Source organism: uncultured Kushneria sp. (assembly GCF_947497025.1).
In the GTDB taxonomy this organism is placed as follows: domain Bacteria; phylum Pseudomonadota; class Gammaproteobacteria; order Pseudomonadales; family Halomonadaceae; genus Kushneria.
On the sequence record NZ_CANMFC010000001.1, the window covers coordinates 575,996 to 601,858 of the forward strand.

General features: G+C 61.7%; 23 protein-coding genes. 15 read left to right on the forward strand and 8 right to left on the reverse strand.

Annotation, left to right across the window (positions count from 1 at the left end; genetic code table 11):
* The first annotated feature begins 1 nt into the window (after position 1).
* From parC to Q0931_RS02665, 3 genes are all read left to right on the forward strand, one after another.
* A complete protein-coding gene (gene parC, locus Q0931_RS02655) occupies positions 2-2,248 on the forward strand; it encodes a DNA topoisomerase IV subunit A (RefSeq protein WP_299256987.1) in 2,247 nt (748 codons plus the stop codon).
* 88 nt (positions 2,249-2,336) lie between these two features.
* Positions 2,337-3,548, forward strand: a complete 1,212-nt coding sequence (gene serB, locus Q0931_RS02660; RefSeq protein WP_299256989.1) for a phosphoserine phosphatase SerB — start codon at positions 2,337-2,339, stop codon at positions 3,546-3,548.
* Positions 3,549-3,640: 92 nt separating this feature from the next.
* A complete protein-coding gene (locus Q0931_RS02665; RefSeq protein WP_299256991.1) occupies positions 3,641-5,371 on the forward strand; it encodes an HD domain-containing phosphohydrolase in 1,731 nt (576 codons plus the stop codon).
* 4 nt (positions 5,372-5,375) lie between these two features.
* Here Q0931_RS02665 and Q0931_RS02670 read toward each other — a convergent pair whose 3' ends face one another.
* Together Q0931_RS02670 and Q0931_RS02675 are read right to left on the reverse strand one after the other, a co-directional pair.
* Positions 5,376-5,705, reverse strand: coding sequence for a hypothetical protein (locus tag Q0931_RS02670; protein ID WP_299256993.1), 330 nt, complete (start codon positions 5,703-5,705; stop codon positions 5,376-5,378).
* Positions 5,706-5,760: 55 nt separating this feature from the next.
* Positions 5,761-6,231: a DUF4385 domain-containing protein gene (locus Q0931_RS02675; RefSeq protein ID WP_299256995.1), complete on the reverse strand. Its 471-nt coding sequence runs from the start codon at positions 6,229-6,231 to the stop codon at positions 5,761-5,763.
* A 199-nt stretch (positions 6,232-6,430) separates the two neighbouring features.
* Here Q0931_RS02675 and Q0931_RS02680 point away from each other — a divergent pair, with 199 nt between their 5' ends.
* The 3 genes from Q0931_RS02680 to Q0931_RS02690 all read left to right on the forward strand — a co-directional run bounded on the left by Q0931_RS02680 (position 6,431) and on the right by Q0931_RS02690 (position 9,338).
* Positions 6,431-7,759: a lytic murein transglycosylase gene (locus Q0931_RS02680; RefSeq protein WP_299256997.1), complete on the forward strand. Its 1,329-nt coding sequence runs from the start codon at positions 6,431-6,433 to the stop codon at positions 7,757-7,759.
* A 212-nt stretch (positions 7,760-7,971) separates the two neighbouring features.
* Positions 7,972-9,015, forward strand: coding sequence for a M4 family metallopeptidase (locus Q0931_RS02685; RefSeq protein ID WP_299256999.1), 1,044 nt, complete (start codon positions 7,972-7,974; stop codon positions 9,013-9,015).
* Positions 9,012-9,338, forward strand: coding sequence for a protealysin inhibitor emfourin (locus Q0931_RS02690; protein WP_299257001.1), 327 nt, complete (start codon positions 9,012-9,014; stop codon positions 9,336-9,338). Before Q0931_RS02685 ends, Q0931_RS02690 begins: the two co-directional genes overlap by 4 nt.
* A 12-nt stretch (positions 9,339-9,350) precedes the next feature.
* On the opposite strand, the gene epmB is transcribed toward Q0931_RS02690, so the two are convergent.
* Complete coding sequence (gene epmB / locus Q0931_RS02695) at positions 9,351-10,409, reverse strand: EF-P beta-lysylation protein EpmB (RefSeq protein WP_299257003.1); 1,059 nt, start codon at positions 10,407-10,409, stop codon at positions 9,351-9,353.
* Positions 10,410-10,547: 138 nt separating this feature from the next.
* On the opposite strand from epmB, the gene efp reads away from it, so the two are divergent.
* Positions 10,548-11,114, forward strand: a complete 567-nt coding sequence (gene efp / locus Q0931_RS02700; protein ID WP_299257005.1) for an elongation factor P — start codon at positions 10,548-10,550, stop codon at positions 11,112-11,114.
* Between the two features lie 91 nt (positions 11,115-11,205).
* On the forward strand, positions 11,206-12,189 hold the full coding sequence (gene epmA, locus Q0931_RS02705) for an EF-P lysine aminoacylase EpmA (RefSeq protein WP_299257007.1): 984 nt from the start codon (positions 11,206-11,208) through the stop codon (positions 12,187-12,189).
* A gap of 82 nt (positions 12,190-12,271) precedes the next feature.
* Here the strand turns inward: epmA and Q0931_RS02710 are convergent, their stop codons facing one another.
* From Q0931_RS02710 to Q0931_RS02720, 3 genes are all read right to left on the reverse strand, one after another.
* On the reverse strand, positions 12,272-12,568 hold the full coding sequence (locus Q0931_RS02710; RefSeq protein ID WP_299257009.1) for a YciI family protein: 297 nt from the start codon (positions 12,566-12,568) through the stop codon (positions 12,272-12,274).
* Positions 12,569-12,649: 81 nt separating this feature from the next.
* A complete protein-coding gene (asd, locus tag Q0931_RS02715; RefSeq protein WP_299257011.1) occupies positions 12,650-13,528 on the reverse strand; it encodes an archaetidylserine decarboxylase in 879 nt (292 codons plus the stop codon).
* 87 nt (positions 13,529-13,615) lie between these two features.
* The gene (locus Q0931_RS02720) at positions 13,616-14,443 is read right to left on the reverse strand and encodes a sulfurtransferase (protein ID WP_299257013.1); all 828 of its coding nucleotides are present in this window, start codon (positions 14,441-14,443) and stop codon (positions 13,616-13,618) included.
* Positions 14,444-14,673: 230 nt separating this feature from the next.
* Here Q0931_RS02720 and Q0931_RS02725 point away from each other — a divergent pair, with 230 nt between their 5' ends.
* Positions 14,674-15,960: an NCS2 family permease gene (locus tag Q0931_RS02725; RefSeq protein WP_366941560.1), complete on the forward strand. Its 1,287-nt coding sequence runs from the start codon at positions 14,674-14,676 to the stop codon at positions 15,958-15,960.
* An 83-nt stretch (positions 15,961-16,043) separates the two neighbouring features.
* Here the strand turns inward: Q0931_RS02725 and rsgA are convergent, their stop codons facing one another.
* Positions 16,044-17,060 (reverse strand): small ribosomal subunit biogenesis GTPase RsgA, encoded by a 1,017-nt coding sequence (gene rsgA, locus Q0931_RS02730; RefSeq protein WP_299257017.1) that lies wholly within the window; start codon positions 17,058-17,060, stop codon positions 16,044-16,046.
* Positions 17,061-17,214: 154 nt separating this feature from the next.
* Between rsgA and orn the strand changes: the two genes are divergently transcribed.
* Complete coding sequence (gene orn / locus Q0931_RS02735) at positions 17,215-17,760, forward strand: oligoribonuclease (protein WP_299257019.1); 546 nt, start codon at positions 17,215-17,217, stop codon at positions 17,758-17,760.
* A gap of 27 nt (positions 17,761-17,787) precedes the next feature.
* On the opposite strand, the gene queG is transcribed toward orn, so the two are convergent.
* Positions 17,788-18,900: a tRNA epoxyqueuosine(34) reductase QueG gene (queG, locus tag Q0931_RS02740; RefSeq protein ID WP_299257022.1), complete on the reverse strand. Its 1,113-nt coding sequence runs from the start codon at positions 18,898-18,900 to the stop codon at positions 17,788-17,790.
* 373 nt (positions 18,901-19,273) lie between these two features.
* Between queG and Q0931_RS02745 the strand changes: the two genes are divergently transcribed.
* From Q0931_RS02745 to miaA, 5 genes are all read left to right on the forward strand, one after another.
* Complete coding sequence (locus tag Q0931_RS02745) at positions 19,274-20,776, forward strand: NAD(P)H-hydrate dehydratase (RefSeq protein WP_299257024.1); 1,503 nt, start codon at positions 19,274-19,276, stop codon at positions 20,774-20,776.
* A 66-nt stretch (positions 20,777-20,842) separates the two neighbouring features.
* Positions 20,843-21,328 (forward strand): tRNA (adenosine(37)-N6)-threonylcarbamoyltransferase complex ATPase subunit type 1 TsaE, encoded by a 486-nt coding sequence (gene tsaE / locus Q0931_RS02750; RefSeq protein WP_299257026.1) that lies wholly within the window; start codon positions 20,843-20,845, stop codon positions 21,326-21,328.
* A gap of 61 nt (positions 21,329-21,389) precedes the next feature.
* The gene (locus tag Q0931_RS02755; RefSeq protein ID WP_299257253.1) at positions 21,390-22,862 is read left to right on the forward strand and encodes an N-acetylmuramoyl-L-alanine amidase; all 1,473 of its coding nucleotides are present in this window, start codon (positions 21,390-21,392) and stop codon (positions 22,860-22,862) included.
* A 42-nt stretch (positions 22,863-22,904) separates the two neighbouring features.
* Complete coding sequence (gene mutL / locus Q0931_RS02760) at positions 22,905-24,887, forward strand: DNA mismatch repair endonuclease MutL (protein ID WP_299257027.1); 1,983 nt, start codon at positions 22,905-22,907, stop codon at positions 24,885-24,887.
* A gap of 12 nt (positions 24,888-24,899) precedes the next feature.
* Positions 24,900-25,844 carry a tRNA (adenosine(37)-N6)-dimethylallyltransferase MiaA gene (gene miaA, locus Q0931_RS02765; protein ID WP_299257029.1) on the forward strand — a complete coding sequence of 315 codons (945 nt, stop codon included), beginning with the start codon at positions 24,900-24,902 and terminating at the stop codon, positions 25,842-25,844.
* Positions 25,845-25,863: the final 19 nt, after the last annotated feature.

Below are 25,863 nucleotides of genomic sequence, written 5' to 3' on the forward strand. Positions count from 1 at the left end.
AATGACCATGGATATTCACGTGCGCGAAGGCGATGTCGAGCGTCTGGCGCTTCGAAGCTACACCGAAAAGGCGTACCTCGACTATTCGATGTACGTCATTCTGGATCGCGCCCTGCCCAACATCGGCGATGGCCTGAAGCCGGTACAGCGCCGCATTGTCTATGCCATGCGCGAGCTGTCGCTGACGGCCAGTGCCAAGTACAAGAAGTCGGCGCGTACCGTCGGCGACGTGCTGGGCAAGTTTCACCCTCACGGCGACAGCGCCTGCTATGAAGCCATGGTGCTGATGGCGCAGCCCTTCAGCTACCGCTACCCGCTGGTGGATGGCCAGGGCAACTGGGGCAGTCCCGATGACCCCAAGTCGTTCGCGGCGATGCGCTATACCGAATCGCGTCTGACGCGCTTTTCCGAAGTGCTGCTGGCCGAGCTGGGTCAGGGCACCGTGGACTGGATTCCCAACTTCGACGGCACCATGAACGAGCCGGCGGTACTGCCGTCGCGCCTGCCACATGTGCTGCTCAACGGTGGGTCCGGCATTGCGGTCGGCATGGCCACCGATATTCCGCCCCATAACGTGACGGAGGTGGTCGAGGCCACCGTTCATCGCCTGCGCCACCCGGACTGCAGCATCGACACCCTGTGCGAGCTGCTGCCGGCCCCGGACTTTCCGACCGCCCCCGAGATCGTGACGCCGCGCGCCGACCTGCAAAAGCTCTATACCACCGGGCGCGGGTCGGTGCGCATGCGCGCCCGCTATTATCAGGACGGCAGCGATATCATCATCAATGCGCTGCCCTGGCAGGTCAGTGGGGCGCGTGTGCTGGAGCAAATGGCCGCGCAGATGCAGGCCAAAAAGCTGCCCATGGTGGCGGACCTGCGCGATGAGTCCACTCATGAAGAGCCGACGCGGCTGGTGATCGTGCCGCGTTCCAATCGCGTTGATGTCCAGGCGCTGATGGACCATCTCTTTGCCACCACCGATCTGGAAAAGAGCACGCGGGTCAACATGAACCTGATCGGGCTCGATGGTCGCCCACAGGTCATGTCGCTGGACCGCCTGCTCGATGAGTGGCTGGCGTTTCGTCGCCATACCGTGCGCCGGCGTCTGGAGCATCGTCTGGGCAAGGTCGAGGACCGCCTTCACATTCTTGAAGGCCTGCTGATTGCCTATCTCGATCTCGATGAGGTGATTCGCATCATCCGGGAAGAGGATGAGCCGAAGCCTGCCCTGATCGCCCATTTCGGCCTCAGCGAGCGTCAGGCTGATGCCATCCTCGAGCTGCGTCTGCGTCATCTGGCAAAGCTTGAAGAGATGAAGCTCAAGGGCGAGCGCGATGAGCTCGAGCGCGAGCGCAAGCAGCTCGAAAAGCTTTTGGGCAGCGAGCGGGCCATGACCAATCTGATCGAGCGCGAACTGCGCGCCGATGCGAAAGCCTATGGCGATGAGCGCCGCAGCCCGCTCATCGAGCGTCAGGAAGCGCGAGCGCTCTCCGAAGTCGATCTGCTCGGGGCTGACCCGGTTACCGTGGTGGTCTCCGAGAAGGGCTGGATTCGGGCGGCCAAGGGCCACGACATCGACCCGAAGAGTCTTTCCTACAAGGCCGGCGACAGCTTTGCCTTTGCCGCCCACGGCAAGACCAATCAGCCGCTGGTGCTGCTGGAGGACAGCGGGCGCGCCTATACGCTGGCCGCCCATCAGCTGCCTTCGGCCCGCGGCCAGGGAGAGCCGGTCTCCGGCCGGGTCAATCTGGCGGCGGGTTCAAGGCTGCGCGCTGCCATGATCGGGGCGCCGACGCAGCGCTATCTGCTGGGCAGCGACGGCGGTTACGCCTTCAGCGTGGCGCTTGAGGAGATGATCGGTCGCAGCAAGTCCGGCAAGGCAGTAGTGAGCATTCCAAAGGGGTGCGACGTGCTGATGCCGCTGGCAGTCTCGGACGAGGCGCAAAAAGTCGCCGTGGTCTCCAATGAAGGGCGTCTGCTGGTCTTCGAGGCGAGCGAGCTGCCGGCGATGAGCAAGGGCAAGGGGTCGCGCATGATGGACATTACCGGTGCGCGGGCGGCCAACCGTGAGGAGTTCGTGCGCGACTGGATCGTGCTGGATGCAGGCCAGGCGCTGGTGGTGCATGCCGGCAAGCGCAAGAAGCGGCTGGCCGGCGAAGAGCTTGCCGGCTACGCAGGCAGCGCCGGCAAGCGCGGCCTGAAACTCCCGCAGGGGTTCCAGAAGGTGGATCGCCTGGACGTCGAATAGCGTTGTCAGACGCCGTCGACTTTCATTGGCAGGGCCGGGGGCAGCCCCCGGCCCTGGGCTTTTTTTCCATGGTGTGTGAGAGAACAACATGAACCAAAGGCTGCTGGTACGTGCCACCGGTCAGGTCAGACCCCATCAGCTGGCCATGTTGAACCAGGTGCTGAGCGAGTGCGGTGTTCAGCTGCTGGACATCGATCAACGGGTCACTCTGGGCCAGGCGGTACTTGAAGCGCTGATCCTGTGTGACGAGAAGGTCTCGACCATGGCGCCGCGTCTTCATGCGGCCTGGCAGGCGGTGGAGCAGGAGACCGGCCTTGTGCTGTCGGTACACGAGATCGAGCAGAACCCGCATGAACACGGTCAGGCGTCTGATCTGGTGATGACGCTCATGGCCCCGCATCTGCCGGTGGAGCTGCTGGCGCAGCTGGACCGCAGGATCAGCGAGTGGGGCCTTGTCGTCGAGCGGATGCAGCGGCTGTCCGGCCCCTCGTCACTGATCGAACCGGCGCCTGCCGAAGGCGTCTGTCTTGAGTATCACCTGCGTGGTGAGGCGGTCGATGTCGACGCGCTGAGACAGGGGCTGCTGACGTTTGGCGCCGAGCAGGGTATCGATATTGCCCTGCAGGAGGAGAGTCTCTGGCGCCATCAGCGCCGTCTGATCTGCTTTGACATGGATTCGACCCTGATCAAGGCCGAAGTCATCGATGAGCTGGCGCGCCGCCATGGCGTCTTTGAGGCGGTCGCGGCGATTACCGAGCGGGCCATGCGCGGTGAGATCGACTTTCAGCAGAGCTTTCGCGAGCGCATGAGCATGCTCGAAGGGCTGAGCGAGTCCGTGCTAGAAGAGGTCGCCGAGGGACTTGAGCTGATGGACGGTCTTGAGCGCCTGATGGTCAATCTCCGGCGGCTGGGCTATCGCACGGCCATCCTGTCGGGCGGTTTTACCTATTTCGCCCGCTATCTACAAAAGCGACTCGGTTTTGATGAGGTTCATGCCAACGAACTGGTGATCGAGGCGGGCGTGGTTACCGGCGAGGTGCAGCTACCGATCGTGGATGCCGAGCGCAAGGCGGTGCTGTTAAGAGAGATTGCCGAGCGTCACGGCATCGCCCCGGAGCAGACCGTGGCGGTGGGCGATGGCGCCAATGACCTGAAAATGCTGGCGGCCGCCGGACTGGGCATCGCCTTTCACGCCAAGCCGCTGGTGCGCGAGAAGGCGCGCATTTCGCTGTCCATTCTGGGGCTGGATGCCATCCTGTATCTACTGGGCCACGACGAGCGCACTCTGTACTCGCAGTAACACGCAGGCCTTGGACTCTGTGCTCAAGAAAGACCCCGTCATGCCGATATCCTCCGCATTCAGGTGCTCAAGCCTGCCCGGTGGATAATCTCATGTTTCCAGATTCCAATCTTAATGCAAGCAAGGCGCGTCATCTGGACATCGGCGCGCCGGATCAAATTGTCGACACCTTCGCCGATCTGATCAGCAGTGACGCCAGATTATCGATACGTTTTGAAGGCCTTGAGGTGCAATATCCCGTGACCCTGGGCCTGCTGGACCGTGACCTGCATCAGTGTGTGCTCAGGGCCAGTGCTCTCGAGGATCTCGAGTCGCTGCTGACTCAGCGCCTTCCTTTCTATCTGGACATTCAGTACACCTCGATGACGATGACCAGCGCCATGATGCGCCCGCTCAAGATTGGCGGGCAGGGTGACTGGATCGATGTTCGCTCGGCACTGCCCGTATCGCTCAAGCTGACCCGACAGCGCAATCTGTTTCGGGCCACGCTTGAACGCGGCATGAAGGTCAATATGCTCATGACCGCCCAGCGTGGCGGCAGCGAGGTCGAAGGGCGGCTGGTGGATCTTTCCATTGGCGGTTGTCTGATTGCGGTATCGGTCAACGATGCCATCAATTTTCAGATCGGCATGCCGCTGCATCAGCTACGGGCTGTCTTCCCCAATTCAGAAGCCTTTGATGCCGCCGGCTGTGTGCGACACATGCGCTGCAGCGATGACAGCAAGGATGTGCTGGTCGGGGTGGTGTTTGATGCCAGCCTGGCCGATTTTGAACGCAAGGTATGGTTTTACGTGCGCGAAATCGAGCGCGAAGCCGTGCGTCTGGATGCCCCGGTCGAACGGTCAGTGGCGCCCTCGAGGCTTTTTAATGAAGGCGGTGCCGCCCTTGAGCTGGAGGCGATTGCCACTCCTCAGGAAGAAGCGCTGGCGGCACTGCCCCTGTTTGATAACGTCAAAAATATTGCCCGTGCGCTGGGCGTTCAGCTGATCAATCTGCAGGCCGGCATGAGTCTGGAAGCGTCGGTGCTGTGTGAGCAGGCGCGTATGCTGCTGTCGCTGCTGCAGGAGGATCGTCAGGCGCTTTTGTATGCGCTGGCCTGCGTCGAGTCACATTCCACACCGCTGGTATGCCACGGCATGTCCGTGGCCGCGCGACTGGCCGATCTGGAAAGCGGCGATCGCACCACGGAACAGGTCGTGCAGATGATGGCCTGTGCGCTGGTGCATGACTTCGGCAAGATACTGCTGCCCGAAAACGTGCGCCTGCACCAGGGCAGCATGGACGATTCGATGCTGTCGCATCTGCACGCCCACGTGGAGCTGCTGCGCTTTCGTATCGAGCGGGACGGGCTCTCCTCCGACATGCGTCGTGACGTGCTGCTCAGCATCAATGAGCGACTCGACGGCAGCGGTTATCCGCGTGCACTGGGCGGGCACTCCCTGAATCGCCTGGCCCGCATGGCCGCCGTGGTGGATGCGGTGGATGCCATGGGCAGATTGCGCTCCGATCGTCCGGCATGGCTGTCGCTGGACATCTACCGCCACATCTTTAATGCCGGCAGCCAGTTTGATACCGCCTGCGTTAATCGCTATGTCAAACGCTATGGGTTTACGCCAATCGGTTCTCTGGTGGCGTTTTCAAGCGGGTTTCAGGCCTGGGTCATGCGTCTTGATGCCAAAGGACAGCCGTGGCGGGTGCGGGTCGTGCGCGAATTGACCCATAACAACAGCATGAATCAGGTGCTTGAAGGAGCCGATCTGGTACAGCTGGGAACGCTTGAAGGCTGTGTCGGGCGTCATGACGGTGCCATGATGCCCTGGTGAGTCGCTAGCGCGAGAAGGTGTCGCGGTCGGTTTCCACCATCTCCACAGTGGCGCTCATGCGCTCGGCCAGGTGTTCGTTGAGGGTAGCCAGCAGCGCATTGGACAACGCCAGACGCTGCGCCTGCGTTCGTCCGGCAAACAGGCGTACCTGCAGCATGGCAAAGGGTTTTTTCTCACCGGCCTGACGGGGGTGGGACAAGGGCAGCGTGGCGACCTTGATTGCGCGCGCTTCAAAAAGCCCGGACGCCAGAGCACAGTGGTGCAGGGCATCCACGAGGGGGTCGAGCGTATCATCACCGAGCTCCCGGGGATGGTGGAAAAGCAGTGTCGGCATATCAATGTTCCGTGGTGAAGGCCTTTTGGCCGAGGGCCATTTCAGCTGTGGTGTTTCAACCGTAGGCGCGCTGATGGGCCTTCTTGCGTTTCAGGTAGTCCTCGTCTTCGCGTACCTGGATCCAGACCTTTTCAAAAATGGCCGCTGACTCGGCCTTTTCCTCATCGATTTGGCGCTTGCGAATCTCGCCATTTTTATCGTATTTGCGCCCGCCGGGATAGTTGGCATAGCGCCGGGCGCGGGTATGGCCCATCTGGATAAACTTGCGCGCCATGTCCATGCCGACAAAATCATCGCGGGCGCGGTAGTCTTCAAACATCGCCAGCAGCTTCTGCGATGAGGCGCGGGCATCGTCCGGCGTCTTGAATCGCCAGTGGGGCAGGAGCTCCCCCTTGTAGGGTTCCACGGTCAGCACGCCCTGTTCGCCGCGGCCCACGCGGTAGTGCTCCGGATGCTTTCGACAGTCCGTCTTGTCGCCATCCTCCTGGTGTGGCTGACCGGTCAGGGCGTCCTTTGACTGGCTCATGTCCTTCTCCTGTCATCCTTGCGTGTGGCCCGTCAGCCTGTCCATGAAGTCATGCTGAAATACCGGCACGTCACCTGCCCCGAGAGTGGTCAATGTCAGGCATTATCAGCCATGATAGTTCAGCTCATCAGACAGGAAAGCGGTAATGCCATCACGAGTTCAGGAAAAAGGATTGCCATATCGAGTCGCCGGAATGTCGGTGACGCGTGCCCGTATGCTGATGCTGACGCTGTTGCTTGGCAGTGGCGTCATGCAGGGCTGTCAGGCCGGCGCATCACCGTCTTCACAGACGTCTTCATCGACGACGCCGGCCACGACGCAAGAGACGGATAAAAACGAGGCCCAAAACACCACGAAGACTGCCGAGACGCCGGCAGCTGAAAGCGATGATCAAACGCCTGCCGAGCGGGAATCCTTTGAGCAATGGGTCAGCGAGTTTCGAGAAAGGGCGCGGGCGCAGGGCATTACCGCCGCCACGCTGGACGAGGCGCTGGCAGGGGTACGCTATCAGCCGCGCATCATCGAACTGGACCGCTCGCAGCCGGAGTTTACCCGGGCCATCTGGGAGTATCTCGACAGCGCCGTATCCTCGAGCCGGGTCGATAATGGCCGCCGGAAGCTGGCCGAGCATCGTGATGCCGCCGATCAGGCACAGCATCGCTATGGCGTGCCGGGTTCGGTCATTACGGCCATCTGGGGCATCGAAAGCAACTATGGCAGCAACTTCGGCAGTTTCTCGACCATCGATGCCTTTGCCACGCTGGGCTATGAGGGGCGACGTCACGCCTTCGCCCAGGAGCAGCTGATCGCGGCGCTGCGCATCATTCAGGAGGGTGACATTGATCGTGAGCACATGCTGGGGTCCTGGGCCGGCGCCATGGGGCACACCCAGTTCATTCCCACCAGTTTTCTCGCCTATGCCGTGGATGGCGATAACGACGGGCGGCGCGATATCTGGGGCAGCATTCCGGACGTGATGTCCTCCACCGCCCATTATCTGGCCAAAAACGGCTGGCAGCGCGGTCAGCCCTGGGGCGTTGAAGTGACCCTGCCTGAAGGCTTTGACTACACCCGTACCGAACTGTCCACGCGTCAGCCCACCTCGGCCTGGCAGGCACAGGGCGTTCGCGCGGTGCAGGGCCAGTCGCTGCCGGCATTTGATCAGGCCTCCATCATTGCCCCGGCAGGCGCTCAGGGACCTGCCTTTCTGGTCGGTCCCAACTTCCGTGTCATCATGCGTTATAACAACGCGACCAGCTATGCCCTCGCCGTGGCGCTGCTGTCGCAGCGCATTGATGGCGGGCCGGGCGTGCAGGGGGACTGGCCGCGCGGTCTGAAACCGCTGACGCGCTCGCAGACCAAAGAGATGCAGAGGCTTTTGAATCAGAAGGGCTTTGGCACCGGTACACCGGACGGCATCATGGGTCCCAACACCCGGGAAGGGCTGCGGGCGTGGCAACGCAGCGTCGGGGAAACGCCGGATGGCTTCCCCAGCAGCAGTGTGCTTGAAGAATTGCGCCAGCCGTAACCTTCTCGGGTAGTTTTGGATGGTCGGGTGGTTTTAGACAGTCAGGCGGGGTTAGACAAAAGTCGATGTGACGATTCATCACACGTAAAAGAGCCCCCCGCCCATGATCGACTAGGCTTGTTAATGGAAAGGATTCAATTACAGACAGTGACGGCCACATCACAGTGTTGTGCTGTCATTGTGGCGGGCAGTCGGACAGCCGGAGAGTCAACATGAAGGCGACGCGCAACAACCCTTACGGGGTCATTCCTCCTCATCTACTCAATTACCTGATCGAAAACGGTAACGACCGCCATCGCCGTTGTGCGTTAAACACGCTCTCGCTTGATTCGCGTTTCAGAGCCCGCACCGAACGTCATACGGCGCCTACCGATGCTCGCCGCGGTGCCCGGGGCGAGCCGCTGCGCTATATCTTTGATGCCGGCAATGCCATGGAGCTGCCGGGACGTCAGGTGCGACATGAAGGCCAGCACAGCACCGGTGATGCCGCCGTGGACGAGGCCTACAGGGATCTGGGCGCCACCTATCGCTTTTTCTGGGAAATCTTTGAACGTAATGCCATCGATGACGAAGGCGGCGCGCTGCTGGGCACCGTGCATTACGGTGAGGATTACCAGAATGCTTTCTGGAACGGCTATCAGATGGTTTTCGGCGATGGTGACGGCGAAATTTTTCTCTCCTTCACGAAAGCACTCGATGTGGTGGCGCACGTGCTGACCCACGGCATTACCGAGCGCGAGGCGGGGCTGGTGTACTACAACCAGTCCGGCGCGCTGAACGAGTCCGTCTCGGATGTCTTTGGCGTCATGGTGGCTCAGTACGATGCCAGCCAGAGCGTGGATGAGGCCGACTGGTCGATCGGCCGGGCGCTGCTGGCACCAGGGATCAACGGCACGGGGCTTCGCTCGATGTCCGAGCCGGGTACCGCCTACGATGATCCGTTGCTGGGCCGTGATCCTCAGCCGGCGCACATGCGCGATTTCGTGGAAACCAACGAGGACAATGGCGGCGTTCACATCAACTCCGGCATTCCCAATCGCGCCTTCTACCTGATGGCCATGGCCCTGGGCGGCTACAGCTGGGAGCGCGCCGGGCGGGTCTGGTATGCCACACTGACGGATGACCGGCTGGCCAATGACGCCGAGTTCGTGGACTTTGCCCGTCTGACGCTGGATAACGCCGAGCGCCTGTTTGAAGGCAGCGAGGTTCGCGATGCCGTCCGTGACGGCTGGCAGGGCGTGGGAGTCGACGTGTGAGCTATCAACACTCTCTGAACGAGCGCACACGCGTTCGTCTGGCGCGAGAGGGTGGCGTGGCCTACATGCCGGCGCTGGCCCGCCCTCGCGAGATCGCCTTTCATGACTGCTCGCTGTCACAGCGTAAAAAGGTCTGCCGGCTTCTGGATGAAGTCGAACAGCTCAAGTGCCCGGGCGATCAGGCCGGGCAGGGCGATCAGCGCTATTTTCGCATCGTTATCATGCCGGTGGGCAGCGATAGTGAGGCAATTACCCTGCATGTGCCCGAGCATCGGGCTCCGGAGTCGCTGGTCGCGCTGTGGAAAAACGGCCCCGGCGACTGAGGGGCCCGTCGATCAAAACGATGCTTGAGAAGTAGGGTAGACCTGAACCGACGTCTTGGCTTTTTCGCCCGGTACTTCCCGCACCAGGCGCGGCAGCAGAAACCCCGGCAGCCGGTCTCGAAGCGCCTCATGAAGTTGTTGGGCTTCGTGGTCCGGCACATCGAAGTGCGCCGCGCCCGCCACGGGGTCCAGCACGTGCAGGTAGTAGGGCAAGATGCCGGCTTCAAAAAGGCGCTCCGACAGCGCCCTGAGTATGTCTACGCTATCGTTGACGCCGCGCAGCAGCACGCTCTGATTGAGCAGCGTCACCCCTGCGCTTTTAAGCTTTTCACAGGCCCTGATCACGCTGTCATCGATTTCGTGGGCATGATTGATATGCAGCACCATGACTTTTTGAAGGCGCGTATTTGAAAGCCAGGCCAGCATGGTGTCATCGACCCGGTCCGGGATGACCACCGGCAGCCGCGTGTGCAGCCGAAGTCGCTTGAGATGGGGGATGGCGTCAAGCTCGCCGACCAGCCAGGCCAGTCGGGCATCGCTTGAAACCAGCGGGTCCCCGCCGGAGAGAATGGCCTCGATCAGCGAATCATCATCACGCAGGTAATCCAGCGTTTTGCTCCACTGCGCGCGCGAGGCGGCGTGATCCTCATAGGGAAAATGGCGGCGGAAGCAGTAGCGGCAGTTGATGGCGCAGGCACCGCTGGTGATCATTAAAACGCGGGTGGCGTATTTATGGATCAGTCCGGCCGCCGGAATATGATCGGCCTCTTCCAGCGGATCGTTTACGTAGCCTGCCACCGTCTGTGTTTCAGCCTCCAGTGGCAGCACCTGGCGCAGCAGCGGATCGGCAGGGTCGCCCTTCTGGATGCGAGACAGGTAGGCCTGTGGCACCCGCACCTCAAAGGATTGATGGCCGCCTTCAGCGCCCGTCAGCCAGCGCTCGTCGAGGCCGACAGCGGCCAGCAGCGCCTTCGGATCCCGAATGGCGCCGGAAAGCTGCGACTGCCAGCTCTGTTCGGAGACGCTGCCATCATCGGCGGCGGATAAGGAGATAGTCTGCACAGGCTGCATGGTTCGCGTTATCATCGCACACATTGTCATGCTCCGACGTCGATGAGCCCTGCAGGCCGGGGCGTCGAAGCTTTCTGGTGATTCACTGTCCCCGCAGTTCCCCTGGTGTCCAGGCGGCTGCGAATACAACGAGGCGTTATGGCAAGCTATTCTACCAACGAATTCAAGGGCGGTCTGAAAGTGATGCTCGACGGCGATCCCTGCAACATCGTCGAAAACGAGTTCGTCAAACCCGGCAAGGGCCAGGCCTTCAACCGCGTCAAGCTGCGCAACCTGATGACCGGCCGTACCTGGGAGCGGACCTTCAAGTCCGGCGAATCGCTGGAAGGTGCGGATGTGCTCGACATCGACATGGAGTATCTCTACAACGATGGCGAGATGTGGCACTTCATGAGAACCGATGGTTCCTTCGAGCAGTTCGCCGCCGACAAGAAGGCCGTGGGCGACACCGCCAAATGGCTCAAGGAGCAGGTGGTCTATACCATCACGCTGTGGAACGACAATCCCATCTCGGTGACGCCGCCCAACTTCATCGAACTCGAAGTGGTCGAAACCGATCCCGGCCTCAAGGGCGATACTGCCCAGGGCGGCTCCAAGCCGGCAACCCTGTCGACCGGCGCCACGGTGCGCGTTCCGCTTTTCATCAATCAGGGCGAGACGCTCAGGATTGATACCCGCAGCGGTGAGTACGTCAGCCGCGCGTAGGTCGCGTCCTGACCTGATGTGTGGCAAGCGCCGGGCCCTGTTGTGGCCCGGCGCTTGCGTCTGGCCTTCCCTGATCGATGGATAACCTGCCATGAGTGCTGATGACTGGCGCCCCGGCGCCACCATGGAAGTCCTGCGCGCGCGCGCAGGTCTAATGCGCCGCATCCGTGACTTCTTTGAGACCCGGAATGTGCTGGAAGTGGAGACCCCTGTGCTGGGGCACGCCGGCAGCAGCGACGTGCATCTGGATTCGCTCTCGCTGATGGCTCGCACGATGAAAGGTGACGAGCGGCTCTGGCTACAGACGTCGCCTGAATATCACATGAAGCGCCTGCTGGCCGCCGGCAGTGGCCCCATCTTTCAACTTTCGCGCGTGTTTCGTGACGGCGAGACAGGTCGTCGTCACAACATCGAATTTACCATGCTGGAATGGTATCGCCCCGGGTTTGCACTCGAGGCGCTGATCGAGGAAGTGGCCAGGCTGATCGAGACCGTGCTGGGCTGCCCGTTTCCAGCCGTTCGGCGGCGCGCCTATCGCGAGCTTTTCATGACGTATCTGTCGGTAGATCCGCTGCTGGAAACCGCTGACACGCTGACCATGCTGCGCCATCAGGCCGCGCGCTATGCCGGCGCTGATACGGCCGAGTGGTCACGCGATGACTGCTGTGACCTTCTGATGTCGATGGCCATTGAGCCCTGCCTTGGGCGGGACGGTCTTGATGTGGTTGTCGATTACCCGGCATCACAGGCGGCACTGGCGCGAAGGCGACAGGATCAGGACGGTGCGCTGGTGGCGTCACGCTTTGAGGTCTACCTGGAGGGCATTGAGCTGGCCAACGGTTTTGATGAACTGACCGACGCCGATGAACAGCAGGCGCGCTTTGAGGCAGACAACCAGCAGCGTCTTGCGCTGGGTAAACCACTGGTCGATGCCGATCAAACACTGATTGCGGCGCTGCGTGCCGGGATGCCTGAGGGCTGCGGTGTGGCGCTGGGCGTTGATCGTCTGATCATGCTGGCGCTGGAACTTGAGCAGATCGACAGCGCCATGGCCTTTGCCACCGCCAGATGCTGATCATGACCTCATCGATTTGTAGCCTTCGATCCCCTCAATAACTTTTGTGCCCCGCGGCAGAGCGGCTCGGAGGGGCGGAAAATCAGGCGTTCGGGTCCAGCAGTTTGATCTCGCGGATGTCGATATGCTCCCACACCCTGTCCCTGACGTAGGGCTCCGTCTCGAGCCAGGCGTCCATGGCAGCCCGGTCTTCAAACTGGAAGTGGGCATTGGAACCGATCATTTTGCCGTCATCATCCAGGATGACGCCGCCGCTGATGAAGTGCCCCTGGTGATAAAGTTCGCGCAGGGCCTTCAAGTGCTCCTCTCGGCAACCCATGCGACGCTCAAGAGCACCGTCATCGGTGTAATCCCATGCCAGCAGGGTGAATTGCGTCATGTGGTGTTCCTCTCAGAAGCCGTCGTTTCGGGCGGCGTCGGCTGAAGTGCAGCAACGGCCACCTTGTAACAGGAGCGAGACTCAGGCCAGTTCTTCCGGCGTCAGCGTATCCGTTGGAATGTTGGGATCGGGGGCCAGCTGCTGACCCAGACGAATCTTCATGCCTGGCGTGAGTGTGTTGTTAAAGGTGTAGGCCTTTGGCAGACACATGACCACGGAGGAGCCGAGATGAAAACGGCCCATTTCATCGCCCTTGCCAAGGGTAATGTCGCCTCTGGCCCAGTCATTGCTGTGCGGCTGACGCGACAGCGGGGTGACCTGGCCGGACCAGACGGTCTCGATGCCGGCGACAATCATTGCGCCCACCAGCACCAGCGCCATGGGGCCCAGCTCGGTTTCGAACAGGCACACCAGCCGCTCGTTGCGGGCAAAAAGTCCGGGGACTTCGCGGGCCGTGGCCTGATTGACCGAGAAGAGGCGACCGGGCACGTAGATGGTGCGGATCAGGCGCCCTTCAAGGGGCATATGCACGCGGTGATAATCGCGCGGCGAGAGGTAGACGGTCGCAAAACTGCCTTCACGAAGATCGGCGGCAGCCGTTTCATCGCCACCGAGCAGGGCGGTCAGCGAGTAGGCGTGGCCCTTGGCCTGCATGAGCGTGCCGTGATCGATGCGTCCGAACTGGGAGAGCACACCATCGGCCGGGGAGACGATACCCGACTCGATGGGGCGTGCGTCGGGTTTGAGCGGGCGGGTAAAGAAATCGTTGAAGCTCTTATAGCTGCCCAGGTCGGGATTGAGGGCCTCGCTCATGTCGACGTTGTAATGGCTGACAAAGCGCTGGATGAACGTGTCCCGGATCCAGGGCGTGCGCGCATCGGCAAGCTGTCCCGCCAGTCGGGAGATGGCGTGCTGAGGCAGCGGATATTGCAGCAGGGCAAACAGACGATCACGATTCAAAGGAGGCACCTGGAAACAGTAGTGAATGAAGGCAATGTTACATACCCCGGCCAGCCGCTCAAGCCTGTTGCCGGCAGGGGCGAGTGGTCAGGTTTCGATGGGAGTATCGTCGCGGTTGCCCCACTCCTGCCATGAACCGGGGTAGGCACGAATGTTGTAGCCCAGCAGGTATCCGATCATCCAGGTCAGACCGCTGCGGTGATGGCTCTGACAGTGGGTGGCGATCTCGCCTTCGGCATTAATGCCCATGGCGGCCAGGGTGGCCACCAGTTCCGACAAATCGCGCAGGCGCAGCTGACGTCCCTTGTCCATGGTGTCGGTCCATTCAAGATTGACCGCGCCCGGGATGTGGCCCAGATGCTGATTCTGACCCTTGAGACCGTCATACTCCTGGGGGCTGCGCGCATCCCAGATTGCAAGTGAGGGGTCTTCAAGCCTTTCGATCAGCTCTTCGTGACGAATGATCAGCTCCGGGCGCTCGATACGGGCATCATAATGCGATGGCGTGGGTGCTGTTTCATCAACCGTGACGGGCAGGTCTTCTCCCTTCCAGGCATGAATGCCGCCGTTGAGATAGGACCACCGATCATGACCCAGCAGAGTCAGCGTCCAGGCCAGCCGGCCCGCCCAGCCACCGCCTTCGTCGTCATAAAGGATGACGTGGGTCTGCGGCGTCAGGCCAAGCTCGGAAAAAAGGGTCGACAAAGCCGCTTCATCGGGGACGTCGTTGGCGACCGGCGGCTGGCCCGACAGCAGGCGGCGGTAATCGAGAAAAATCGCGCCCGGGACATGCCCGTCACGATAGCTCTGGGCGCTGGCGGGGACATCGATAATCAGAAGATCGGGCGCCTCGAGATGCGCTGACAACGCCTGTGGCTCGATGATGCGAGGGAACCTTGCCTCATCCTGTGACATCCTCACTCTCCTTTTGGTGACGCGAGCGGGTTAACATGGCCCCAAGCATTGCACACTCGATGGCCGCTCGCGAACGGTGGCAGTGCCGGTCTTCAGGAATCGCGGTGTTTCAACGACACCCCCTGCAATGACCTATCGACAATCAATCAGGTATCAGGACGGACCAACAGTGCAAGTGGAGAGTCAGCGTGCTCGAATCGTATTTTAAAATAACAAGCCAGGGCAGCAGCGTGCGTCGCGATATCCTGGCCGGGATCGCCACCTTTCTGGCGGCCATGTACATCATTGTGGTCAATCCGACCATCATGAGTGCCGCGGGTATTCCCTTTGCCAGTGCCCTGACGGCGACCGTGCTGGTCAGTTTTTTTGGCAGCCTGATGATGGGGCTTTATGCGCGCAACCCGATCCTGGTGGCACCGGGCATGGGCATCAATGCACTCTTTACCTACACGATGGTCGTTGGGGCGGGCATCCCCTGGCAGACAGCGCTGGGGTGTGTGTTCTGGGCCGGGATTCTCTTTGCCGTGCTGGCAGTGCTTAACGTGCGCCGCTATATCATTGACGCCATCCCGGCGCAGCTGCGCTATGCCATCTCCTGTGGCATCGGGCTTTTCATCACGGTCATCGGACTGGTCAATGCAGGCTTTCTGGTCAGCAACCCGGCCACCGTGGTGGGGCTGGGCGAGATGACCCCGACGCTGGTGACCTTTCTGATCGGTCTGGCCATCACGGCCGTTCTGGTGGCGCGCAACATGCCGGGGGCGCTGATCATCGGTATCGTGACGACCACGCTGATGGCCACGGCCATCGGCCGGCTCTGGGGCGATGCCAGCGCGTTCTCTCCCACGGGCAGCGTGACACTGGTCAATTTCAACGGCATTTTTGCCCTGCCGGATTTCAGCGCCGTGGGGCAGCTGGATCTGATCGGGGCGCTCAACATCGCCTACTGGCCGTTCATCTTCGTGGTGCTGTTCACCACGTTTTTTGATGCGCTCTCCACCTTTATGGGCGTGTGCCAGGCCGGCAAGCTGCTCGACCGCAACGGCGAACCGCGCAACATTCGCCAGTCCATGATGGTGGATGCCATGTCGGCCGTGATTTCGGCCCCATTGGGGACCAGCCCGGCCAATGCCTACGTCGAGTCGGCGGCCGGCATCAGTCAGGGCGGGCGTTCGGGGCTGGTAGCAGTGACGGCAGCACTGCTCTTTCTGCCGTTTCTCTTTTTGTCGCCGTTGTTGTCGCTGGTGCCTTCCATCGCCACGGCACCGGCGCTGATCATGGTCGGCGTGTTCATGCTCGACCCGATTCGCCACATCCACTGGTATGAGTTTGATGACGCGATTCCGGCCTTTATCGCCATGATCCTGATTCCGCTGACCTACTCGATCACTCACGGCGTGGTCTTCGGCTTTCTGGCGTTTGTGGTGGTCAAGGCAGGCGTTGGCAAGCGCCACGAGATTCACCCGACCATGTGGATTCTGGCCGCGTTGTCACTGTTGTTGCTGTTTCAGGAATAGGGTGCTTGCGCGTGCGCATTGCACGTCGTCAAGGGCCGCCTTCGGGCGGCCCTTTTTGTATGGTCGATGATGGGAGCAGTAGGCTATCGGGGCGGGGCGTTGAGTTCGTGCACGATGCGTCGGAAACTCTCCAGACGCTCGGGAAGGATCTCACCATTTTCGGCCGCGGCCAGGATGGCGCAGCCCGGTTCATGGCGATGGCGGCAGTCGCGAAAGCGGCAGTGGCCCAGATACGGGCGAAACTCGATAAAGCCGTTTTCAACCTGCTGCTCGTCGAGATGGCCCAGACCGAACTCGCGGATGCCGGGGGAGTCTATCAGGGCGCCGCTGCCCTGACTGAAGTGATAAAGGCGGGCCGTCGTGGTGGTATGACGGCCCTTGCGGCTGTCCACGGAGAGCTCGCCCACGGCCAGTGATTCATCGGGCAGCAGGGCGTCAATCAGGGAGGACTTGCCCACACCGCTCTGGCCCACGAAGACGGCCGTGGTATCGTCCATGGCGGCGATCAGATCCTCAAGGCCGCCGTCCCGCCGGGTCGAAGCGCCAATGACCGGATATCCCAGGGCGCGGTAGCGACTGGCCAGCGTGTGCAGGGCATGGTGCTCATCAAGCAGGTCCATCTTGTTGAGCACCAGCGCCGGCGCAATGCCGGTGGCCTCGGCCGCGACCAGATAACGATCAATCAGAAAGGGGTGGGGCTCGGGTTCCACGGCAAACACGATCATGATGCGATCGATGTTGGCGGCCACGCTCTTGAGCCGGCCGCGGGCATCCGGACGTTCCAGCGTCGAGTAACGCTCAAGGCGTGCCTCGACCACGCCACTGCCATCGCTGGCCTCGCGCCAGCTGACCCGGTCACCGGTGACCAGGGTGTCGAGATTGGCGCGCAAATGGCACAGGTGACGTACCCCGTCGGTGCCTTCCACTTCCATGTTGCGGCCGAAGTGGGCCACCACGCGGCCGAGCTGCTCGGGGCCGTATTCGCCCTCGGCCAGTTGGCGCTGATCGGTCTGCTCGCGCTTTTCGGCGCGTTTGACACGCTCGGCCTGGACCTTCTCGACACGCCAGCGCTGCTGGCGGGATAGCTTGCGTTGACTCATGAAACTCCCGGACTTCCGTGGACTTGCGCACCGGAGCCGATCCCGGCTGGTGGAAAGCGTCGCGCAATTGTACGCTTTAGGGCATTCGTGTTTCATCCCGGCCCCTTAAGGTGTGCCGGGAAGGATCTCCCTTCAAGTCTATCCGGAAAGTGTCATGAGTACTCAAAACGAACGTCTGATCTGGATCGATCTCGAAATGACCGGTCTGGATCCGGCACGGGATCGCATTATCGAAATCGCCACCATCGTGACCGACAGCCAGTTGAACGTGATTGCCGAAGGGCCGGTGATGGCCATCCACCAAAGCGATGAGCAGCTGGCGCTGATGGATGACTGGAACACGCGTACCCATGGCAATACGGGGCTGACTGATCGGGTGAGACAGAGCCGGGTGACCACGCAGGAAGCCGAGGAGGTCACGCTGCGCTTTCTGGAGCAGCACATCGACAAGGGCGCCTCGCCGATGTGCGGCAACAGTGTCCATCAGGATCGGCGGTTCATGCAGCACGAGATGCAGGCGCTGGAAGCCTTTTTTCACTACCGCAATCTGGATGTCTCGACGCTCAAGGAGCTGGCGCGACGCTGGAAGCCTTCCATTCTGTCCGGCCTCAGTAAAAAGGGGACGCATCTGGCACTCGATGATATCCGCGACTCCATTGAGGAGCTTCGCTACTACCGCGAACACCTGCTGGCGCTGTAGTTCTGTTTCGATCCCCGGTTTTCCCGATCAGGCCGGCTGGCGGGCGATGATGTCCTCAAAGCCTGCCTCGATCAGCGGCGCCGAAACCGCCTGCCGATTTTCGTCGCGCTTTCGATACTGCTCTGCCAGCGCCCAGCGTATGTGTTCACGCACCATGTCGCTGGGCCAGGCCAGACGCGCGCGCAGCGCCGTGATGATCTCTTCACTGAAGGGCGCGTTGCCCAGCCCCACGGCCAGATTGCGCAGCCAGCGCTCATAGCCCAGTCGGCGGATGGCGCTGCCCTGGGTGTGCTCGAGAAACTCCGGCTCGCTCCAGTTGAACAGGTCCACCAGCCGCACGCGGTCCAGGGCATGGCGCGGGGCAAAATCCTGCTCGCGGGTGGCGCGGGTAAAGCGTGTGAAGGGGCAGACAAGCTGGCAGTCATCACAGCCGAAAACGCGATTGCCCATGGCATGACGGTATTCGAGCGGAATGGGACCGTGCTTTTCGATGGTGAGGTAGGAGATGCAGCGCCGGGCATCGATGATCTTGTCGTCCACGATGGCGCCGGTGGGGCACCAGGTCTGACATCGCGTACATTTGCCACAGTGATCGCGCTCAAAGGGTTGATCCACCGGCAGGGGCAGATCGGTATAGAGCTCGCCCAGAAAGAACAGCGACCCGGCCTTCGGGTTGAGAATCATCGCATTCTTGCCAAACCAGCCGATGCCGGCCTTTTGGGCCAGCGCGCGCTCCATGACCGGTGCCGAGTCCACGAAGGCGCGAAAGCCGAAGTCACCGATCTCCTTTTGCAGCTTTTGGGCCAGCTGGGTCAGGCGTTTGCGGATCAGCTTGTGATAGTCACGCCCCAGCGCGTAACGTGCCACGTAGGCACGCTCGGGCTGAGCCAGCACGCGGGTGGTTTCGATCTCGGGCGGCAGGTAATCCATGCGCACGCTGATAATGCGCAACGTACCGGGCTCCAGTTCAGCCGGGCGGGTCCGTTTGGTACCGTGGCGCGTCATGTAGTCCATTTCGCCGTGATAGCCGGCCTCCAGCCATCGATTCAACCAGGCTTCATGGGCGTCGAGGTCGGTATCGGTGATCCCCAGCTGCTGAAAGCCCAGCTCGCGTGCCCAGAGCTTCAGCTTCTCTGCCATTTCGGCAGGATCAAGCGTCCGGCAGGCATCAGACGCTGGCGGCCCGGCGTCATCGGGTCGGGCAGTATTTGAAGCCGCAGTGTTTGAAGCAGCGGTATCTGAAGAAACAGTATCTGAAAAAACAGGGGTCATGGCATTCGAGCCTCGAGGCTCGGTATTACAGGGCACGATAAGCGCCCGTTTAATGAAAACGACAGTATGACAGTGCAGACGCCTTTGGCCAAAGAAGCGGCCTGACGCATGAGCCCATGATCGGAACCTGTCCGCGGCAGCAGGGTCACAACACTGCCTGTCTGCCCGCAGTAGACGATATATTCAGATAGCTGGCTCGATAACGCCACCATCAATGACACGGATGGTCAAGGAGAACGCCATGGCGGTGAACGCAAGACTCTACAGCGCCCAACAGGTACAGGCACTGGATCAACGCACCATCGCACAGGGCGTGCCGGGCTTTGCCCTGATGATGCAGGCCGGGCAGGCGGCTCTTGATGAGCTCATCAAACGCTGGCCCGAGGCACGGCGTCTGTGCATTCTTTGCGGCAGCGGCAACAACGCTGGAGACGGGTATGTGATGGCGGCACTGGCGCGTCAAAAGGGGCTGGCGGTGCAGGTTTTAGCGCTGCGCGCTCCGGATGAGTTGCAGGGCGAGGCGGGCGACGCCGTACGGCTGGCGCGCGAAAGCGGCGTGAGCATCAATGACTGGCACCCTGGCTTCGAGATCCCGTTTGAAACCGACGTGATCATTGATGCCCTGCTGGGCACCGGGACCCGCGGTGAGATCCGCCCGCCGTTTGATGGTGCCATTGCGCGAATCAACGCCGCCCCGCAGCCGGTGGTGGCGCTGGATATCCCATCCGGGCTGCATGCCGATACGGGGGCGCTGCTGGGCGAGACGGTCGGGGCCGATCTGACGGTGACGTTTATCGCCCGCAAGTTCGGTCTGTATACCGGTCAGGCCCCCGATGTGACCGGCGAGATCGTGCTGGCGCCCTTGAGCGTCGCCGGGGCAACGCTTTCGGAAAGTGACCATACCGGTGAGCTACTGGTGCCCGAGCGGCTTCAGATCACGCTGCTCAGGCGGCGTCCCACCACGCACAAGGGCCACTGCGGCCATCTGCTGGTGGTCGGTGGTCAGCCCGGTTTTGGTGGCTCGACCATCATGAGTGCCGAAACCGCGGCACGTCTGGGTGCCGGCCTGGTGAGTCTGGCCACGGCGAGTGTGCATATTCCGCCGGCGCTGACACGCTGCCCGGAAATGATGGTCCATGAGGCCCGCAACGGTCTGGATATCGAGGCGCTGATTGACAAGGCCACGGCCGTATTGATCGGCCCGGGGCTGGGGCAGGGCGCCTGGGGGCAGGGACTGATGCAGGCCGTCATGAACGCTTCCGGCCCTCGGCTGGTAGATGCCGACGGCCTTCATCTGCTGGCTGCAGGCTACGCCGGTGAGCGACGTGACAACTGGATACTGACGCCGCATCCGGGAGAGGCGGCGATGCTGCTGGGATGCAGTGTTGCCGAGGTGCAGGCCGATCGTTATCAGGCGGCACTGGCGCTGCAGCGTCGCTATGGCGGCGTGATTGTGCTCAAGGGCGCCGGTACCCTGGTGGTCGGCGGCGAGGGGGCTGATGCATGTTTTATCAGCCCCTTCGGCAATCCGGGCATGGCCTCCGGCGGCATGGGTGATGTGCTGGGTGGCATGATTGCCTCGCTGCTGGTACAGGGGCTCTCGCCGCTGGAAGCAGCGGCCAGCGGCGTTCTGATCCATGGACTGGCCGCCGATGATGCGGCACGTGACCAGGGGGAGCGTGGCCTGCTGGCAAGCGATCTGGCATGCTACGCGCGCCGTCGCGCTAATCCCGACAGGCGATAGAATGTCATCGGCATGACGACCTGCCGATATCGTGGCAGGTCGCTGATCAGTTTAAAGTGGGACAACGTGAGCAAGACAACCATCATCCTTGAACCCGGCGATGAAGCCGCACAGGTGGCCATCGGCCGCCAGCTGGCCGAGGCGCTGGCGTATCGCGGCATCGTGTATCTCAATGGAGAGCTGGGTGCCGGCAAGACCACCCTGGCCCGCGGCGTGCTCCGCGCGCTGGGTCATGACGGTGCGGTCAAAAGCCCGACCTACACGCTGGTGGAACCCTATGACCTGGAGACCGGTCGGGTGTATCACTTTGACCTTTATCGCCTGGGCGATCCCGAGGAGCTCGAGTTCCTGGGGGCTCGTGACATGCTGGCTGACAAGGTGCTGACGCTTGTGGAGTGGCCGGTGCGGGGTGAAGGCTGGCTGCCGGCTGCCGATGTTGTCATTACGCTGTCGCTGATGAGTCAGGGACGACGTCTGGTGCTCGAGGCCGGCAGCGACCATGGGGTACAGGCCCTGCAACGACTGGCGGTATCGACACGGGACATTTCATGATGGCTTTTAACCCCGTGTCGGAGATGTTCGCCATGAACACCAATACAGTGATAAGGCAGTGATGAAGTTTCCGGCCGCTTTTTTGACCCTTTTTGCCATGATCATGTTGAGTTTCATGGCCACCGCTGCTCAGGCCGCCCAGCTTGAGGGGCTTCGGCAGTGGACCGACAGTGACGGAACGCGTCTGGTCTTTGATCTTTCAAGCGAAGCCAAAGCCGATGTGTTCACCCTGGACAACCCGGCCCGTCTGGTCATCGATCTGACCAACACCACCCTGAACACGAATCTTGGCAACGCCGTTGACGGGCGCGGGTTGGTCAAGGACGTTCGCTCCGGCGTGCGCGATGGTTCAGACCTTCGCGTGGTCGTGGAACTGGAGCATCAGGCCACGCCCAATGCCTTCAAGCTCCCCCCGGGGGGCGGACACGGCCATCGGCTGGTGGTCGACCTGGCACCCGGGAAGGGCGGCAGCGCCTCGAAGGAATCAGGCGACGATGACGATCCCATCACGGCCATGATTCAAAGGCAGGAGCAGGCAGCACGCAGCAAGCTCGCCAGCAGTCGTCCCACGGAAAACCCGAAGGTGGCAGAGCAGGTCAGCAATGAGCCGACGGCCGAGTCACGCCAGCAGGCCAAACCGCATCCACGGCGCGATATTATCGTGGTGGTCGACCCCGGTCACGGCGGCAAGGACCCCGGTGCCTCCGGGCCCGGCGGCACCCATGAAAAGAATGTGGTGCTGCAGATTGGACGGCGGGTCAAGGCCAGGCTTGATGCCATGCCCGGATTCAAGGCCTACATGACCCGCAGCGACGATACCTTTATTCCACTGCGTGGCCGCACACGCATTGCTCGTCAGCATCACGCCGACTTTTTTGTGTCGGTGCATGCCGATGCCGGTGGTTCCAGCTCGCCGCGCGGCACGTCGGTCTATGCCCTTTCCCAGCACGGCGCGACGTCCGAGCGTGCCCGCTGGCTGGCACAGAGTGAAAACCGCTCCGATCTGATCGGGGGCGTGGATGGCGACCTGAATCTTGATGACAAGGATCAGGTGCTGCGTGGCGTGTTGCTGGATCTGAGCATGACCGCTACCGTCAATGATTCGCTGTCTGCCGGTACGGATGTGCTCAGTCGGGTGTCCAGCTTCAACAAGCTGTTCCATTCGCGTGTCGAACAGGCCGGGTTTGTGGTGCTCAAGTCGCCGGATATTCCGTCGCTGCTGGTCGAGACCGGCTTTTTGACCAATCCTTCCGAGGAGCGTTTGCTCAAGTCTCCGGCGCACCAGGAAAAGCTGGCCGATGCCATCGCCCAGGGGATTCGACAGCACTTCCTGCGCAGCCCGCCCCCTGACAGTCTGCTGGCGTGGCAGCGCGATCAGAATCGCGGTGGTGCCTCTGATGAGTATCGCGTTCAGGCCGGCGATACGCTGTCGGGGATCGCGGCACGCCAGAATGTATCACTGGCGGCGCTTCGTCGGGCTAACGGTCTGGATACCGATGTGTTGCGCCTGGGACAGGTGCTGACCATTCCCTGATGAGCACGTTCATGCCTGCGTTCACAACACCGGAGAGCGGCAATGAGTGACCTCACGACAACCGGAAGCCGTCGCATACAGGCGCTGGCCCCGCGTCTGGCCAACCAGATTGCGGCCGGCGAGGTGGTCGAGCGTCCGTCGTCGGTTGTCAAGGAACTGGTCGAAAATGCCATCGATGCGGGCAGTTCGCGTATCGAAATCGAGCTCGAGTCCGGTGGCAGTCGGCTGATTCGAGTGCGCGATAACGGCTGCGGGATCGAACACGATGATCTGGGACTGGCATTGTCTCGCCACGCCACCAGCAAGATTACGTCGCTGGATGACCTTGAGGGCGTGGCCAGTCTCGGGTTTCGCGGTGAGGCGCTGGCGGCCACCAGTGCCGTATCAAGGCTCGAGCTCTACTCCAATACCAGTGATGACCCGGTCAATGGCTGGCGTGTGGTCGCGGAAGGCCGCGAGATGGCGCCGCGCCTGTCCCCGGCGCCGCATCCGCGGGGCACCACCGTGGCAGTGCGCGATCTCTTTTTCAATACGCCGGCACGGCGCAAGTTTCTGCGTACCGAGAAGACCGAGTTCAACCACGTTGAAGAAGCCTTTCGCCGGCTGGCCCTGTCGCGTCAGGACGTGGATCTGGTCCTGCGGCACAATCAGAAAACCGTGCATCAATTGATGGGCGGTAACAGTCAGGTTGCCATGGAAAAGCGCATTGCCCAGCTTCTGGGGCGTGGCTTTCTGGACAATGCCATCCATATCGATATGGCGGCGACCGGCCTGACGCTGAAGGGGTGGGTGGGGCTGCCGTCCCATACGCGCAGTCAGGCCGATCAGCAGTATTTTTTCGTCAATGGTCGAGTGATTCGCGATCGATTGGTCGCCCACGCCGTACGCCAGGCCTATCGCGATGTGCTCTTTCACGGTCGCCATCCGGTATTTGTGCTTTATCTGGATCTGGATGCCCACGGGGTGGACGTCAATGTGCACCCCACCAAGCACGAAGTCCGCTTTCGCGATGGGCGGCTGGTACATGACTTTCTGTTTTCGAGTCTGCATCGCGCGCTGGCGGAAGTCAGGCCGCAGGGGCAGAGTATTCCGGCGCCCGAGGCCTCTTCCGCACCGCCCGCGCCTGAGCCCCGCTTTGATCAGCAGCGCATGGCGCTCAACAATGTTTCCGGCGGACAGGATGCCGCTCACACGAGTGGTGATCGCTTGCAGTCGGGGCAATATCACGGCGCAGGACGGCCGGGCGAGCAGCAGGTTCGGGAGTTCATGGCCGGCTATCGTGCGCTTCATCCGGACCACGAATCGCGGTTGTTGACGTCCCGAGCGCCGACAGAAGATAACAGTGCCGCTCAATTGTCGCCTGCGAGCACGTCATCTCACCGGGCTGGTCCGGCGCATTTCGAAGAGACGACGCTTTCGTCATCGGTCGATGCCACTCGCGCACCGCCGCTGGGCTATGCCGTGGCGCAGCTGCACGGGGTCTATATTCTGTCGCAGACCGAGCGCGGCATGGTGGTGGTGGATATGCACGCCGCACACGAGCGCATCACCTATGAGCGCATGAAGGCGCAGTATCTGGGCGGGGGCATCGATACCCAGCCGCTGCTGGTGCCGGTGTCCATGTCGGTCAGCGAGGCGCAGGTCGAGCTTGCCGAGCGCGAGCAGGCAACGATTGAGGCGATGGGGGTCACGCTGGAAGCCGCAGGGCCCGAGACGCTATTGATCCGGGAAGTACCGGCGCTTTTGAAAAATGGCAGCGTCGAGGTATTGGTGCGCGAAATGCTCGAAGAGCTCGAGCGTTACGGCCGCAGCCAGGTCGTCAAGGATCATTTGTTTGATCTGCTCTCTACCATGGCCTGTCATGGCAGCGTGCGTGCCAACCGGCGTCTGGAAATCGAGGAAATGAATGCTCTGCTGCGTGATATGGAGCGCACCGAGCGCAGCGGTCAGTGCAATCATGGCCGACCGACCTGGACGGAGATGTCGATGCGCGACCTTGATCGTCTTTTCCTGCGCGGCCAGTAGGATGACCATTTCATGAACATCACTGCACCGCGACCGCCGGTCATCATGCTGATGGGCCCCACGGCGGTCGGCAAGACCGATCTTGCCATCGAGCTGCATGAGCAGCTGGGAGTCGAGCTGGTCAGCGTCGATTCGGCCCTCGTTTACAGAGGCATGGATATCGGGACGGCCAAGCCCTCGGCACAGGAGCTTTCCCGGGCACCACATCGACTGATCGATATTCGTGACCCTTCAGAACCCTACTCGGGCATGGCCTTTCGTGACGATGCGCTCCAGTGCATCGCGGAGATTACCGCTCGGGGCCGGGTGCCGCTGCTGGTGGGCGGGACCATGCTCTATTTTCGTCTGCTGACGGAAGGGGCGGCCGACATGCCTCAGGCAGATCCCGCCATCCGTCAGGCGCTGGGGGAACTGCTCGAAAAGGGCGGCCCCCGGGCTCTGCATGATGAACTGGCCCGAGTGGATCCTGAAGCTGCCGCTCGGCTTCATCCCAACGACCCACAGCGCCTCATGCGTGCCCTGGAGGTCTATCGTGCCAGCGGGGAAACCCTGAGTGCACACTGGGCACGCCAGTCACCTGTGACGCTGCCATTTACGCCGCACCCGATTGCACTGTTGCCGGGCAACCGGAAACAGCTGCATGAGCGGATTGGTCAGCGTCTTGACAAAATGTTTGCTGATGGCTTCGTTGAAGAAGTGGAAAGGCTTCGCGCACGCGGCGATTTAAGCCCCGATTTACCTTCGATGAAAAGCGTGGGCTATCGTCAGGTGTGGGAAGGACTTGATCGCTTTGAGGATCGCCCCCAAATGGCGTTCAGGGCGCTGACGGCGACCCGGCAACTGGCCAAGCGTCAGATGACCTGGTTGCGGCGCTGGCCGGACGCCCTTCAGCTTGACCCGCAGGATGCCGGGATTGTGCAACGAGTGCTGAAAATCGTGCGCGACATCGGCACTTAGCGTAATATGATCGGTCACC

What these genes read in the sequence shown, in the direction of transcription:
- Q0931_RS02710 (WP_299257009.1), bottom strand. Translation starts at nt 12,568, where the DNA reads ATGACGCAATTCACCCTGCTGGCATGGGATTACACCGATGACGGTGCT.
- orn (WP_299257019.1), top strand. Translation starts at nt 17,215, where the DNA reads ATGAGTACTCAAAACGAACGTCTGATCTGGATCGATCTCGAAATGACC.
- parC (WP_299256987.1), top strand. Translation starts at nt 2, where the DNA reads ATGACCATGGATATTCACGTGCGCGAAGGCGATGTCGAGCGTCTGGCG.
- epmA (WP_299257007.1), top strand. Translation starts at nt 11,206, where the DNA reads ATGAGTGCTGATGACTGGCGCCCCGGCGCCACCATGGAAGTCCTGCGC.
- mutL (WP_299257027.1), top strand. Translation starts at nt 22,905, where the DNA reads ATGAGTGACCTCACGACAACCGGAAGCCGTCGCATACAGGCGCTGGCC.
- Q0931_RS02720 (WP_299257013.1), bottom strand. Translation starts at nt 14,443, where the DNA reads ATGTCACAGGATGAGGCAAGGTTCCCTCGCATCATCGAGCCACAGGCG.
- Q0931_RS02670 (WP_299256993.1), bottom strand. Translation starts at nt 5,705, where the DNA reads ATGCCGACACTGCTTTTCCACCATCCCCGGGAGCTCGGTGATGATACG.
- Q0931_RS02745 (WP_299257024.1), top strand. Translation starts at nt 19,274, where the DNA reads ATGGCGGTGAACGCAAGACTCTACAGCGCCCAACAGGTACAGGCACTG.
- miaA (WP_299257029.1), top strand. Translation starts at nt 24,900, where the DNA reads ATGAACATCACTGCACCGCGACCGCCGGTCATCATGCTGATGGGCCCC.
- rsgA (WP_299257017.1), bottom strand. Translation starts at nt 17,060, where the DNA reads ATGAGTCAACGCAAGCTATCCCGCCAGCAGCGCTGGCGTGTCGAGAAG.
- serB (WP_299256989.1), top strand. Translation starts at nt 2,337, where the DNA reads ATGAACCAAAGGCTGCTGGTACGTGCCACCGGTCAGGTCAGACCCCAT.
- Q0931_RS02675 (WP_299256995.1), bottom strand. Translation starts at nt 6,231, where the DNA reads ATGAGCCAGTCAAAGGACGCCCTGACCGGTCAGCCACACCAGGAGGAT.
- Q0931_RS02665 (WP_299256991.1), top strand. Translation starts at nt 3,641, where the DNA reads ATGTTTCCAGATTCCAATCTTAATGCAAGCAAGGCGCGTCATCTGGAC.
- Q0931_RS02685 (WP_299256999.1), top strand. Translation starts at nt 7,972, where the DNA reads ATGAAGGCGACGCGCAACAACCCTTACGGGGTCATTCCTCCTCATCTA.
- epmB (WP_299257003.1), bottom strand. Translation starts at nt 10,409, where the DNA reads ATGCAGCCTGTGCAGACTATCTCCTTATCCGCCGCCGATGATGGCAGC.
- queG (WP_299257022.1), bottom strand. Translation starts at nt 18,900, where the DNA reads ATGGCAGAGAAGCTGAAGCTCTGGGCACGCGAGCTGGGCTTTCAGCAG.
- efp (WP_299257005.1), top strand. Translation starts at nt 10,548, where the DNA reads ATGGCAAGCTATTCTACCAACGAATTCAAGGGCGGTCTGAAAGTGATG.
- Q0931_RS02755 (WP_299257253.1), top strand. Translation starts at nt 21,390, where the DNA reads ATGAAGTTTCCGGCCGCTTTTTTGACCCTTTTTGCCATGATCATGTTG.